This is a genomic window from Chitinivorax sp. PXF-14, from assembly GCF_040812015.1.
Lineage (GTDB): Bacteria > Pseudomonadota > Gammaproteobacteria > Burkholderiales > SCOH01 > JBFNXJ01.
This window is the reverse complement of the sequence record NZ_JBFNXJ010000015.1, coordinates 61,548-74,775: the sequence shown is the minus strand read 5'-3', so window position 1 is coordinate 74,775 and position 13,228 is coordinate 61,548. Positions and strand designations below refer to the sequence as shown.

Genomic DNA, 13,228 nt, shown 5'->3' with positions numbered 1-13,228 from the left:
ATGAATGGCAAACTGATTTACGGTGCAACGCTGCTGGCTATGCTGGCCGGCTGCGCGCAAATGCAAACGCCGGCCCCAGGCGTCGAAACCAGCGCAGCCCGCGCGGACAGCCAGCAGGACGACGATGACGGCGATCCGTCTACGCCGTCCAAGTTGGCGGCGCTGCAGGCGCGCAATCTGCCGCGACAGGAGTTGACCAACGAAGTGCTGTTCGGCCTGCTGCTGGGTGAGGTGGCCCTGCAGCGGGGCCGGGGCGATGTGGCCTCCGGGGCCTATGCGGAACTGGTCAAGCGCACCAAGGATCCACGCATTGCGCGTCGTGGTACCGAGGTGGCCGTGGTGACCGGACATTTGTCGCAGGCGCTGGCCGATGCGCAAACCTGGTCCGAGGTGGAGCCCGAGTCGCTTGCCGCCAAGCATGCGTTGATCTCGCTGCTGGTGCGCCAGGGCAGCTACGACGAGGCGCTGCCGCAGTTACGTGCGGTGCTGGCGCAACAGACGGTGAGTCTGCCCAGGGTATGGCTCGAGCTGCACGACATGCTGGTCAAGCAGCAGGATAAGGAGGGGGCCCTGGCATTTGCCCGGACGCTGGCTGCGGACTATGCGTCAGTGGCGGAGGCGCATTTTGTGGTAGGGGCGCTGGCATGGCGGGCGGGCGACGCGGAGCTTGCTCAGCAGGAGGTGACACGCGCCTTGGCGCTGCGTCCCGAATGGGAGCTGGCGGCGCTGTTCCAGGCGCAGATATTGCAAAAGCAGTCGCTGGATGCCGCGCGTTTCTATCTGGCTGACTATCTCAAACAGCATCCTGATGCGCGGGATGTCCGTCTGACCTACGCCCGTCTGCTCGTGTCCAATCGGGAATGGTCGGCGGCACGCAACGAGTTCCAGCGCATCGTCGACAAGGAACCGCAGAACGGCGAGTTGATGTTGGCGATTGCCAGCCTGTCGCTGGAAATGAAGGAGCCTCAGACCGCCATCGGCATGCTCACGCGCGCCGAGACCACCGGGCTGCGCGATACCAGCGGCCTGTATCTCATGCTGGGTCAAGCCTATGAGGACATGAACGACACCGAGCATGCCAAGCAGGCTTATTTGGCCGTGCCCGCCGGCGAACGTTTCGCACCAGCGCAGGGCCGGTATGCACGGCTACTGGCGAAGGATGGGCGTCTCGATGAGGCCTTGTCGCATTTCGAAAAGCTGCCCGCAAAAACCGATGAGCAGCGCGTCATGTGGCTGCAGATGGAAGTGCAGCTGCTGCGTGATGCCAAGCTGTATGAACGCGCCTACATGCTGCTGAATGGAACACTCAAGACTTACCCGAACAATTTCGACCTGCTCTACGATCGTGCCATGATCGCCGAGCGCCTGGATCGTATCGACCAGGTCGAGAAGGATCTGCGCCAGGCGATCAAGATCAAGCCGGACAGCGCCATGGCGTTGAACGCCTTGGGCTATACGCTGGCCGACCGCACCAACCGCCATCAGGAGGCGCTGAAGCTGATCGAGTCGGCACGCAAGATCGATCCGGATGACCCTTTCATCCTCGATAGCCTGGGCTGGGTGAAGTTCCGGCTTGGCCGGCTGGAAGAGGCGCTCGACGATCTCAACAAGGCCTACTCATCCCGCCCTGACCCTGAGATCGCCGCGCATATTGGCGAGGTGCTGTGGTCCATGGGCCGCCGCCAGGAAGCGCAGACGACCTGGCAGGATGCCCTCAAGCAGAACCCTGAACACGATCAATTGCTGCAGGTGATCAAGAAATTCAACCCTTGATGCGTGCCTGGCTCCTGTCTGCATGCCTGGTTTTCATGGCGGGCTGCTCTTCGTTGCCGACCGTGGTTGGATCGCCCGCTGGCGGCAAGCCCGCGACGTCGTTCGATCTGAGCGGCCGGCTCGGGGTCAAGTATAAAAAGGGTGGGCAATACGGCCAGCTTAGCTGGCGCCACCGCGAGAGCCGCGACGAAATCGATTTGCGCTCGCCGATCGGCACGCAGCTTGCCCGGCTGGATATCGATTCCTCCGGCGCCCGGCTTGATCTGGGGGATGGGGCGATACATGCTGCCCCGACCGTGGAAGGCTTGAGCCGTGAGCTGCTGGGCTGGGAGCTGCCGCTATCCGGGCTGCGCTATTGGGTCCAGGCCATGCCGGAGCCGGGTGGGCCGGCCAGTATCGAGCGAGATGAGCAGGGGAGGCCCTGCCGCCTGGAGCAGGCCGGCTGGACCATCGACTACGACAACTATGCGCAGGCCTTGCCCGGCAAGCTGATTCTGCGTCGCCAGGCACTCGAAATCCGCCTCGTCATCGATGATTGGAATCTCACGCCGTGACTGCACCCTGTTTTGACCTGAGCTGCCCGGCCCCCGCCAAGCTCAACCTATTTTTGCATGTCGTCGGGCGTCGACACGATGGCTACCACTTGCTGCAGACCGCATTCCGCTTCATTGATTTTGCCGACACGCTGCATTTTCGGTTGCGGGACGATGGCGCCGTGGCGCGTGTGAATGATATTCCTGGCGTCCCGGCCGAGCAGGATCTCGTCGTGCGAGCGGCGCGGTTGCTGCAGCAGCGGACCGGGTGTACCTACGGTGTCGACATCGCCATCGACAAGCATCTTCCGATGGGAGGCGGGCTCGGCGGCGGCAGCTCGGATGCCGCCACCACGCTGATCGCGCTCAATCACCTGTGGCGGCTGGGCCTGTCACGCAGCCAGTTGCAGGCTATTGGCTTGACGCTGGGTGCAGATGTGCCCGTGTTCGTATTTGGTCAGAATGCGTTTGCAGAAGGTGTGGGCGAAGACCTGCAGGCAATCGCGTTGCCCGAGCGCTGGTATGTGCTGGTGATCCCCGGCGTGCAGGTGCCGACGGCGCAGATATTTTCCTCTGCTCGCTTGACAAGGGGTACGAAGCCCATTACGATGCGCGCCTTTCCTGACGTGCCGACACGGAATGACCTTCAGCCCGTGGTGTGCGACAGCTTCCCCGAAGTAAAGCAGGCGATTGAAACGCTTGGCCAGTTCGGCGATGCAAAAATGACAGGAAGCGGCGCTTGTGTGTTTGCTGAATTTGAAACTAGACAAGCTGCCGAAAGTGTGGTGAAATCGCTGCCTCTTGAAATGACCGCGGTCGTGGCAAAGGGCTTGGATAAGCATCCGCTGTACACGATGTGGTAATGTAAGAGAGTACTCCACAGGGGAGTCGCCAAGTTGGTTAAGGCATCGGATTTTGATTCCGACATGCGAAGGTTCGAATCCTTCTTCCCCTGCCAGATAATCGATAAAAAAGCGTGTAACCAAGCCTGTTACACGCTTTTTTGTTATTTGCTGAGGTGTTGTGATGGCCTATGACGGGTTGATGGTTTTTACGGGTAACGCCAACCCGAAACTAGGCGAGGCGGTTGTTCGCCATCTCGACATCACGCTCGGCCGTATCGCGGTTGGCCGTTTCAGCGACGGCGAAGTAACCGTCGAGCTGCTCGAAAACGTGCGTGGCCGCGACGTGTTTGTGCTGCAGTCGACCTGTCAGCCGACCAATGACAACCTGATGGAAGTCATGCTGATTGCCGATGCTTTGAAGCGTGCGTCCGCCGGCCGTATTACCGCCGCTATCCCCTATTTCGGCTATGCCCGCCAGGACCGCCGCCCACGTTCTGTGCGTGTGCCGATTTCGGCCAAGGTCGTGGCCAACATGCTGACCAGCGCCGGTGTCGATCGTGTGTTGACCGTCGACCTGCACGCCGATCAGATCCAGGGCTTCTTCGATATACCCGTCGACAATATCTATGCCACGCCCGTGCTGCTGGCCGATGTGCGCGAAAAGAACTACGAAAACCTGCTGGTCGTGTCGCCCGACGTGGGGGGCGTGCTGCGTGCACGTGCCATGGCCAAGCAGCTGAATACCGATCTGGCCATCATCGACAAGCGTCGTCCGAAGGCCAACGTGGCTGAAGTGATGCACATCATCGGCGATGTGTCGGGTCGTACCTGTCTGATCATGGATGACATGGTCGATACCGCCAACACGCTGTGCAAGGCTGCCGCTGCATTGAAGCAGCACGGCGCGGCACGTGTACTGGCTTATGCCACGCACCCGGTGTTGTCCGGCGCCGCGGTCGAGCGCATCAAGAATTCCGATATCGATGAAGTGGTCGTCACCGACACGATTCCGCTGTCCGATGAAGCGGCGGCCTGTGACCGCATCCGCGTCGTCAGCATTGCCGGCCTGATGGCCGAGACGCTGCGCCGGATCAGCAACGAAGAGTCGGTCAGCTCCCTGTTCGTCGATTGATTTTTTGCGCGGTGCCTTTCCGGCACCGCTTTTTGTGATAGGTCATCTGGTCGCGGATGATCCAGTTAAATTGGAGTAAGACCATGAACTTCGAAGTCCTCGCAGAAGCACGCAGCGAACAAGGATCGGGTGCGAGCCGCCGCCTGCGCCGTGCTGGCCGCGTACCTGCCATCGTTTACGGTGCCGGCGCCGAGCCGACCAACGTCAGCCTCGACCACAACTCGATTTTCCATCAGCTGCGCGTCGAAGCGTTCCACTCGTCCGTTCTGAGCCTGAACGTCGGTGGTCAGGTCGAGAAGGTTCTGCTGCGTGATGTTCAACACCACGCCTACAAGCAACAGATCCTGCACGTCGATTTCCAGCGCGTTAACCCGAACGAAAAGCTGCACATCAAGGTGCCGCTGCACTTCATGAACGCTGACATCGCTCCGGGCGTCAAGCTCGGTGGCGGCATCATCAACCACGTGATGAACGAACTTGACGTGGTTTGCCTGCCGGCCAGCCTGCCCGAGTTCATCGAAATCGATCTGGCCAACCTGCAAGCTGGTGGTTCCATCCACCTGGCTGACGTCAAGGTGCCGGAAGGCGTTGAAATCGTGGCCCTGAGCCGTGGCGAAAACCAAACCGTAGTGAACTGCAGCGGTAAGGTTGGTGGCGAAGAAGCTGCTGAATAAGCGTCTCTGTTGCCCTGAACGGCTCGTTGGTCCGCCCTCCGGGGTACGGCAACGGGCCGTTTTCTTGAGTACATCGAAATGAGCGGAATCAAGCTGATCGTCGGGCTCGGCAACCCCGGCCCCGAATATAGTGCCACCCGGCACAACGCCGGTTTCTGGTGGGTGGACTGCATCGCCCATGACGAGCGCTTGTCCCTGCGCCACGAGTCGAAATTCCACGCTAATGTCGCGCGTGTCGGCACGGGGGGGGGGGAGCTCTGGCTGCAACAGCCGCTCACCTACATGAACCGCAGCGGGATCGCGGTGCTGAGCCTGGTCAAGTTCTACAAGATTGTGCCGGAGCAGGTCCTTGTCGTGCACGACGAGCTGGATATGCCGCCTGGCACGGCCAAGCTCAAACAGGGGGGCGGCCATGGCGGACATAATGGCTTGAAGGACATCATCGCCCATCTGGGGACGCCCAATTTCTGGCGGCTGCGCCTCGGCATCGGCCACCCGGGCGATCGCAACGAGGTTGCCAACTATGTATTGAAACCGCCGCGAGCCGAAGAGCAACGCGTGATCGACGAGGCCATCGATGCTTCGCTCCGCGTGCTGCCCTTGCTCCGCCGTGGCGATTTTCCCAAGGCCATGCACCAGTTGCATACGCCACCGAAACCGAAAACTGATTCTACGGAAGTGAAACCATGAGCCTGAAATGCGGCATCGTTGGCTTGCCCAACGTCGGTAAATCCACGCTGTTCAACGCGCTGACCAAGGCCGGCATCGAAGCGGCCAATTACCCATTCTGTACCATCGAGCCGAACGTCGGCATCGTCGAGGTGCCGGATGTGCGACTCGCCCAACTGTCCGAGATCGTCAAGCCACAGAAAATCCAGCCAGCGATCGTCGAGTTCGTCGACATCGCAGGCCTGGTGGCCGGTGCGAGCAAGGGCGAAGGGTTGGGCAACCAGTTTCTGGCCAATATCCGCGAAACGGACGCCATCGTGAATGTCGTCCGCTGCTTTGATGATGACAATGTCGTGCACGTTGCCGGCCGGGTCGACCCGATCGCCGACATCGAAACGATCGGCACCGAGCTCGCGCTTGCCGACCTGTCTTCCGTCGAAAAGGCACAGGCCCGCGAAGGCAAGAAGGCGAAATCGGGCGACAAGGAGGCACAAAAGCTGATCGCCGTGCTCGATAAGCTGCTGCCCCACCTGAACGAGGGTAAGCCGGCCCGCAGCGCCGACCTGAGCGACGACGAGAAGCTGATCGTCAAACCGTTGTGCCTGCTGACGATCAAGCCCGCGATGTACGTCGCCAACGTGGCCGAGGATGGTTTCGAGAACAACCCGCATCTGGACAAGCTCAAGGCGCTGGCGGAGAAAGAAGGGGCGCCTGTCGTGGCACTGTGCGCTGCCATCGAGTCCGAGATCGCAGACCTGGAAGATGCCGATAAGGTTGAATTCCTCGAAAGCATGGGGCTCGACGAGCCCGGCCTGAACCGCCTGATTCGTGCCGGCTACACGCTACTTGGCTTGCAGACCTATTTCACTGCCGGCGTGAAGGAAGTCCGTGCGTGGACCATCCACGTCGGCGACACCGCCCCCCAGGCCGCCGGGGTCATCCATACCGACTTCGAGCGCGGCTTCATCCGTGCCCAGACCATCGCCTTCGACGACTTTATCACCTACAAGGGCGAGCAGGGCGCCAAGGAGGCCGGCAAGATGCGCTCCGAGGGTAAAGAGTATGTCGTCAAGGATGGCGATATCATGAACTTCCTGTTTAACGTCTAGTGGGCGAACGGTCTTTCCTGCAACATCAGGAAAGACTATGAAATCAGGAAAACATCAACAAAGCCGCGTACTTATGCGGCTTTGTTGTTTCTTGGCGTTGCCAGAAATTGCGCGAGCAGCCACCTTCTGATTGAGTACAATGGTGAGTACGCATCTTTGCGTGTCGCGCGACAAGTGAGTACAGTGAGTGCATCGTCTTCATCGAGCACCCGCCATGCTGACCGACACCCACTGTCGCAATGCCAAACCCAAGCCCAAGCTTTACCGGCTCACTGACCACCGCGGCCTGTGTCTGGAGGTCAAGCCCAGCGGCGTGAAGGCTTGGCGCTACCGGTTCACGTTGGAGGGCAAGGCCAGCATGTTCGCCCTGGGCGAGTACCCCGCCATCAGCCTGGCCGAGGCACGAGACCGGTGCGAAGCAGCGCGCCAACTCGTCAAGCAAGGCATCAACCCCGCCCAGCAGCGGCAGATCGACCGCATCAAGCAAGCCAGCGACGCCGAGATCACCTTCGAGAAGGTGGCGCGCGAGTGGCTGCAGACCAAAGACTGGGAAGACGTCACCAAGAACCGGCGCCTGGACATGCTGGAACGCGTGGTGTTTGGCGAGATCGGCCAGATGCCCATCCGTGCCATCACACCCGCCCACGTGCTGGGCATCCTGCAGCACACGGTCAAGCGCGGCGCCCCTACCGTGGCTGCCGAAGCCCGCCGCACCATGTCAGCCGTGTTCGAGTACGCCGTGGCCACGCTGCGTGCCGACAGCGACCCCGTCTGGCCCGTTCGCAAGGCCTTGCCCGCCAACAAGACGCAGCACAAGACCGCCCTCACCACCGCGCAGATCGGCAAGCTGCTCAACGACTTCGACAACCACCGTTGCACCTTCCAGATCAACTATTGCATGCAGCTGATGTGGTGGACCTTGGCGAGACCCAGCGAAGTCGCCGAAGCCGAATGGACCGAGATCGACTTGGACCGCGCCCTATGGCGTATTCCCGCAGAGCGCATGAAGGCCCGCAAAGAGCACGTGGTGCCTCTGCCGATGCAGGCCGTGGAGATGCTAAGGGGACTCAAAGCCATCACCGGACAGCGCAAGCACCTCTTCCCCGGCCGTGACAACCGAAACACCCCGATGTCCGTTGCATCACTCAGGCAGGCTTTGAAAGTTCTGGGCTGGGCCGGCACCTACAGCCCCCATGCCACCCGCACCACGGGCAGCACCCGACTCAACGAGATGGGCTACCGGCCCGATGCCATCGAAGCCCAGCTCGCGCACTCTGACCAAAACAACGTGCGCCGCGCCTACAACCATGCCACCTACTTCGAGGAGCGCCAAGTGATGATGCAGGACTGGGCCGACCACCTCGTGCAATGGAGAGCTGCCGCTCATGAGCGACCCTAGGTCTACCGTCTTGGCATGCGACACCGCTGCGCTTAGGCACTTGGCAAAGGTGATCGAAGCGCATTTTCCACGGCAGAGCCAACACGACAGTGACGCAGACTCAGCACGGCGCCAAGCATTCACAGCGGCGGCATCGGACCTTGCACAGCGCTACATGCAACTGAGGCATCAGGCCCAAGACGCCGAGAACAGGCGCAGGCGCTTTGAAGCGATTGCCCAAGCCGCGCAGCAACTTCGCTTTGCGATGGAAGGCCTCAACCTGAGCGAATTGCACGTTCTGGAGAGCGAGCAACGAGCTGCGCACCAAGCCTTCATTGGTGACCTGGACGGCCACGAGCGTTACGAAATCGATCAAGCACATGAACTCTCTGGCGAGCCCTGGGGGCCGCGAGACGCCGAGCGCATGTTGCATTGGCAAGACCTGCGATGGCTAGAGCAAGCCGCCAAGTCGCTGGGCGCGCCTCGCAGGCGAGGAAGGCCGGAGAACACGGCTGGCGAACCCAGGCATGGGTATGCACCACTCGGGAGAGGCAATTTGCTCAGTGCACTCCGGGAGGGAAAACTGCGGGAAGTCTCCGCCGTCATCTTCGAAGATCTCGCCAAAGGCATTCGACCATGAACGTCGATGCCGACCGCTTGAACATCATCGCCCGCGAGTGCTTGGTCATGCTGCCTAAGGCATTGCCGCAGGCGCCTTCAACTGGCCGATCCAGCCGCACAGAGGCCGAATACCTGCGTATGGCCCATGTACTCCTGGATCGTGCATCTTTCACCCCAGGCGGCTTGGCAGGCGCTGTGCAAGCCACTCATAGCCCCAGAACCTTCCACAAGCGGCTTGCCGCACTGCGGTTCTACTGCCGACGGCTGGTGAGCGAGCGCCTGGATGTGCGCTCGGTCTCGCAGGGGCTGGACTGGCATCGCTTGGCTGATGTGCTACCTCACCTACACGAGCAGCTGCATGCCCTAGTTACCCTGAACGAGCAGGGGATGACCCAGCCACGTCGCAAGCGCCGGAGCAAACGGCAGGCGTTGAAAGGGCTGCCGCCGACCTGGCGAGAAGACTTGTATGAGCGTGGCGCCACTGGCAAATATGCCGAAGCACTTCTGGCGTCAGCGCTGACCGGTGCAAGGCCCGGTGAAGTTGTCAAAGGCATCACTGCTTGGCTGCAGCACGACGACGCGCTCGGCATCGAGACCCTCTGTCTTTACGTGCAGGGAATCAAGGTTAAGGCCCAACAGGGGCAACGCTACCGCTTCATGGCCTACGCCGCTGAGGACACCCATCCGCTGGTGGCTGCGCTGGTGAAGCGGCTCAGCCCACTACCCGACAGAAAACTGCACATCCATGTCGCCAAGGCGGGCAACTTCACGGCGGAGGTTCAACGCCTTGCAAGCGCGCTTTGGCCTAAACATGGCCACGCCATCACCGCCACCTGCTTCCGCCACCAATGGAGCGCAGATGTGAAGGCGTCGGGCGACGGCGATGCCACCAGTCGTGGTCTTGGCCACCGAAGCGCCAAAACGCGGCGTCATTACGGCACGGCGCATCAAGCTCGCAGCGGACATACTTTGCGTCCAGTACTCATCGAGGCAGATTTGCCGCTCAAGGCCTTGCAAGTACGCCTCCGTCCGGACGTGCTCGCACCCCCAATGGAATGAGGGAACGCGAACGACGAATGGGGCAATGACGCCAGTCATTGCCCCATTTCTGCTTGGACTTCCTGCCGTGATTTGCGAGCACCTGCCACTGCGATGGGCATGGTGCAACATTGCATTGCGCTATTGCATGCAAAGGCAGTACATTTACCAGACACCATTGACGAGACGTTGCCATGTCACGCCTGAAGGACGAAACCCTTTCCATCCGCACCTCCGCCGAGATCAAGCAGCTTTTGCGCTTGGCGGCTGATCGCGAGCGTCGCTCGGTGGCGTCGATGATCGAAATTTTGGTGTTGGAGTACGCGCGCAGCCATGACTTGAGACTGGACCGCCCGAACGGAGAACCGGCCAAGGCGAGCGCTTGACGTGGCCACTCTAGCCACAGGGAGCCGCCTGACCGCAAACCACACACATCCATGACGGCAGGAACAGATTCATGACGACCACAGAACACCAAATCGAGCTTGACCTGATCGCCAAGCTCGGTGACCTCAAATACACCTACCGCCCTGACATTCGCGACCGAGCTGTGCTGGAAGCCAACTTCCGCGCCAAGTTCGAAGCGCTCAACCGGGTGCGGTTGACCGACAGCGAGTTCCAACGCCTGTTGGACAGCATCATCACGCCCGACGTCTACAACGCGGCCCAAACGCTGCGCAGCATCAACGCCTTCGAGCGCGACGACGGCACACCGCTGAACTACACCCTGGTGAACATTCGGGACTGGTGCAAGAACGACTTCGAGGTCGTCAACCAGCTGCGCATGAACACCGACAACAGCCATCACCGCTACGACGTGATGCTGCTCATCAACGGCGTGCCAGTGGTGCAGATTGAGCTGAAGACGCTGGCGGTCAGCCCGCGCCGCGCCATGCAGCAGATCGTCGATTACAAGGGCGACCCCGGCAACGGCTATGGCAAGACGCTGCTGTGCTTCTTGCAGCTCTTCATCGTCAGCAACCGCACAGACACCTGGTACTTCGCCAACAACAACGCCCGGCACTTCAGTTTCAATGCCGATGAGCGCTTCTTGCCGGTCTACCAGTTCGCCAGCGAGGACAACAAGAAGGTCACCCAGCTCGATAGCTTCGCCGAGAAGTTCCTGGCCAAGTGCACCCTAGGCCAGATGATCAGCCGCTACATGGTGCTGGTCGCCAGCGAGCAGAAGCTGCTGATGATGCGGCCGTACCAAATCTATGCCGTCAAAGCCATCGTGGAGTGCATCCACCAGAACTGCGGCAACGGCTACATCTGGCACACCACCGGCTCGGGCAAGACCCTGACCTCGTTCAAGGCGTCCACCCTGCTCAAAGACAACCCGGACATCGACAAGTGCCTGTTCGTGGTTGACCGCAAGGACCTGGATCGGCAGACACGCGAAGAATTCAACCGGTTCCAGGAAGGCTGCGTCGAAGAGAACACCAACACCGAGGCGCTGGTGCGCCGCCTGCTGTCTGACGACTACGCCGACAAGGTGATCGTCACCACCATCCAGAAGCTCGGCCTGGCGCTGGACGAGAACAGCAAGCGCAACAAGCAGAAGGAAAAGCAGGGCCGGGAGACCTACAAGCAGCGTCTGGAGCCCCTGCGGGAACAGCGCGTGGTGTTCATCTTCGATGAGTGCCACCGCTCGCAGTTCGGCGACAACCACAAGGCCATCAAGGAGTTCTTCCCGAATGCTCAGTTGTTCGGCTTCACCGGCACTCCGATCTTCAAAGAGAACGCCACTGCAGTGCAGATAGAAGGCCAGCAGGCTAGCTACCGCACCACGGACGACCTGTTCCAGCGCTGCCTTCACGAGTACACGATCACACACGCCATTGAAGACCAGAACGTCTTGAAGTTCCACATCGACTTCTTCAAGCCCGAGGGAAAGAAGCCGCCCAAGCCGGGCGAGGGGCTGCCGAAAGCCAAGGTCATCGAGACCATCCTGACCAAGCACGATGCCGCCACCAACGGGCGCAAGTTCAATGCCGTGCTGGCCACCGCCAGCATCAATGACGCCATCGAATACTTCGAGGCTTTCAAGGAGCTGCAGGAAAAAAAGCAGGCCGAGGATTACGGCTTCGTTCCACTGAACGTGGCCTGTGTGTTCTCTCCCCCCGCCGACGGCAACAAGGATGTGCAGCAGATTCAGGAAGACCTGCCACAGGAGAAGGCCGACAACCAGCAGGACCCGGAAGGCAAGAAAGCCGCGCTCACGCGCATCATGGCCGACTACAACGCGCGCTTTGGCACCAACCACCGCATCGCCGAGTTCGACCTGTACTACCAGGACGTGCAGAAGCGAATCAAGGACCAGCAGTACCCCAATGCCGATCTGCCGCATGGCCAGAAGATCGACATTACCATCGTGGTGGACATGCTACTTACTGGCTTCGACTCTAAGTACCTGAACACCCTGTACGTGGACAAGAACCTCAAGTACCACGGCCTGATCCAGGCGTTCTCGCGCACCAACCGCGTCTTGAACGACAGCAAGCCCTACGGCAATGTGCTCGACTTCCGCCAGCAGCAAAAGCCTGTGGAAGAGGCCATCGCGCTGTTCTCGGGCGAGAAGACCGACAACCCGCGCGAAATCTGGCTGGTTGACCCAGCACCCAAGGTAATCGACACCTTACAAGCCGCCACGCAACAGCTGGAGGACTTCATGCAGTCACAAGGGCTGACGAACGCCCCAGAAGACGTTGCCAACCTGAAGGGCGATGCCGCGCGCAGCCAGTTCGTCAACCTTTTCAAGGAAATGCAGCGCCTCAAGACGCAGCTGGATCAGTACACCGACCTTTCGGAAGAACAGAAAGCGCAGATCACCCAGATTGCGCCGCCTGACCAGATGCTGGGCCTCAAGGGCGTGTACCTGGAAACCGCCAAGCGCTTGAAGGCCCTGCAAGACCGCGACCAAACCCCGCCCGAAGTGCAGCAGCTCGATTTCGAGTTCGTGCTCTTCGCCTCGGCGGTAATCGACTACGACTACATCATGGGCCTGATTGCCCGGATGACTCAGCAGAAGCCCGGCAAGCTGACCTTGAACCGCGAGCAGCTCATCGGCCTGATCCAGGCCGATGCCAAGTTCATCGACGACCGCGACGACATCGCCGAATACATCCGCGGCTTGCCCGTGGGCCAGGCCCTGGACGAAGACGCCATTCGCCAAGGCTTTGATCGCTTCAAGGCGGAGAAGAAGAGCCGGGCGCTGTCCGAGATGGCACAACGCCATGGCCTGGGGGCCGATGCGCTGCAAGGCTTCGTCGATGGCGTGCTGCGCCGCCGCATCTTTGATGGCGAAGCGCTGAGCGAGCTGATGGCGCCGCTGGACCTGGGCTGGAAGGCCCGCACGCAGAAGGAACTGGCGTTGATGGAAGAACTGACGCCGCTGCTACACAAACTGGCGCAAGGGCAAGAGATTTCCGGGCTGAGTGCTTATGAGCAGTGAAG

Annotated in this window: 12 protein-coding genes and 1 tRNA gene; all 13 read left to right on the top strand. The window is 60.7% G+C overall.

Features of this window, described 5'->3' with window-relative positions; genetic code table 11:
* The 13 genes from ABWL39_RS16885 to ABWL39_RS16825 all read left to right on the top strand — a co-directional run bounded on the left by ABWL39_RS16885 (position 1) and on the right by ABWL39_RS16825 (position 13,226).
* Entirely contained in the window at positions 1-1,773 is a 1,773-nt protein-coding gene (locus tag ABWL39_RS16885; protein WP_367793956.1) for a tetratricopeptide repeat protein, read from the top strand.
* Positions 1,773-2,327 carry a lipoprotein insertase outer membrane protein LolB gene (lolB, locus tag ABWL39_RS16880; protein WP_367793953.1) on the top strand — a complete coding sequence of 185 codons (555 nt, stop codon included), beginning with the start codon at positions 1,773-1,775 and terminating at the stop codon, positions 2,325-2,327. The genes ABWL39_RS16885 and lolB overlap by 1 nt, the downstream gene beginning before the upstream one ends.
* Positions 2,324-3,169, top strand: a complete 846-nt coding sequence (gene ispE / locus ABWL39_RS16875; protein ID WP_367793950.1) for a 4-(cytidine 5'-diphospho)-2-C-methyl-D-erythritol kinase — start codon at positions 2,324-2,326, stop codon at positions 3,167-3,169. The genes lolB and ispE overlap by 4 nt, the downstream gene beginning before the upstream one ends.
* 18 nt (positions 3,170-3,187) lie before the next feature.
* A tRNA-Gln gene (locus tag ABWL39_RS16870) sits at positions 3,188-3,264 on the top strand.
* A gap of 65 nt (positions 3,265-3,329) precedes the next feature.
* Complete coding sequence (locus tag ABWL39_RS16865) at positions 3,330-4,283, top strand: ribose-phosphate pyrophosphokinase (RefSeq protein ID WP_367793947.1); 954 nt, start codon at positions 3,330-3,332, stop codon at positions 4,281-4,283.
* Between the two features lie 83 nt (positions 4,284-4,366).
* Positions 4,367-4,957: a 50S ribosomal protein L25/general stress protein Ctc gene (locus ABWL39_RS16860; RefSeq protein WP_367793944.1), complete on the top strand. Its 591-nt coding sequence runs from the start codon at positions 4,367-4,369 to the stop codon at positions 4,955-4,957.
* Between the two features lie 78 nt (positions 4,958-5,035).
* Positions 5,036-5,647, top strand: coding sequence for an aminoacyl-tRNA hydrolase (gene pth, locus ABWL39_RS16855; RefSeq protein WP_367793941.1), 612 nt, complete (start codon positions 5,036-5,038; stop codon positions 5,645-5,647).
* Positions 5,644-6,735, top strand: coding sequence for a redox-regulated ATPase YchF (gene ychF, locus ABWL39_RS16850; RefSeq protein ID WP_367793938.1), 1,092 nt, complete (start codon positions 5,644-5,646; stop codon positions 6,733-6,735). The genes pth and ychF overlap by 4 nt, the downstream gene beginning before the upstream one ends.
* A gap of 214 nt (positions 6,736-6,949) precedes the next feature.
* Positions 6,950-8,134 carry a tyrosine-type recombinase/integrase gene (locus tag ABWL39_RS16845; protein WP_367793936.1) on the top strand — a complete coding sequence of 395 codons (1,185 nt, stop codon included), beginning with the start codon at positions 6,950-6,952 and terminating at the stop codon, positions 8,132-8,134.
* Positions 8,135-8,174: 40 nt separating this feature from the next.
* Positions 8,175-8,753, top strand: a complete 579-nt coding sequence (locus ABWL39_RS16840; protein WP_367793933.1) for a hypothetical protein — start codon at positions 8,175-8,177, stop codon at positions 8,751-8,753.
* Positions 8,750-9,793 (top strand): hypothetical protein, encoded by a 1,044-nt coding sequence (locus ABWL39_RS16835; protein WP_367793930.1) that lies wholly within the window; start codon positions 8,750-8,752, stop codon positions 9,791-9,793. Before ABWL39_RS16840 ends, ABWL39_RS16835 begins: the two co-directional genes overlap by 4 nt.
* Positions 9,794-9,966: 173 nt before the next feature.
* Positions 9,967-10,158 (top strand): hypothetical protein, encoded by a 192-nt coding sequence (locus ABWL39_RS16830; RefSeq protein ID WP_089460208.1) that lies wholly within the window; start codon positions 9,967-9,969, stop codon positions 10,156-10,158.
* Positions 10,159-10,229: 71 nt separating this feature from the next.
* Positions 10,230-13,226, top strand: coding sequence for a type I restriction endonuclease subunit R (locus ABWL39_RS16825; protein ID WP_367793926.1), 2,997 nt, complete (start codon positions 10,230-10,232; stop codon positions 13,224-13,226).
* Positions 13,227-13,228 lie beyond the last annotated feature (2 nt).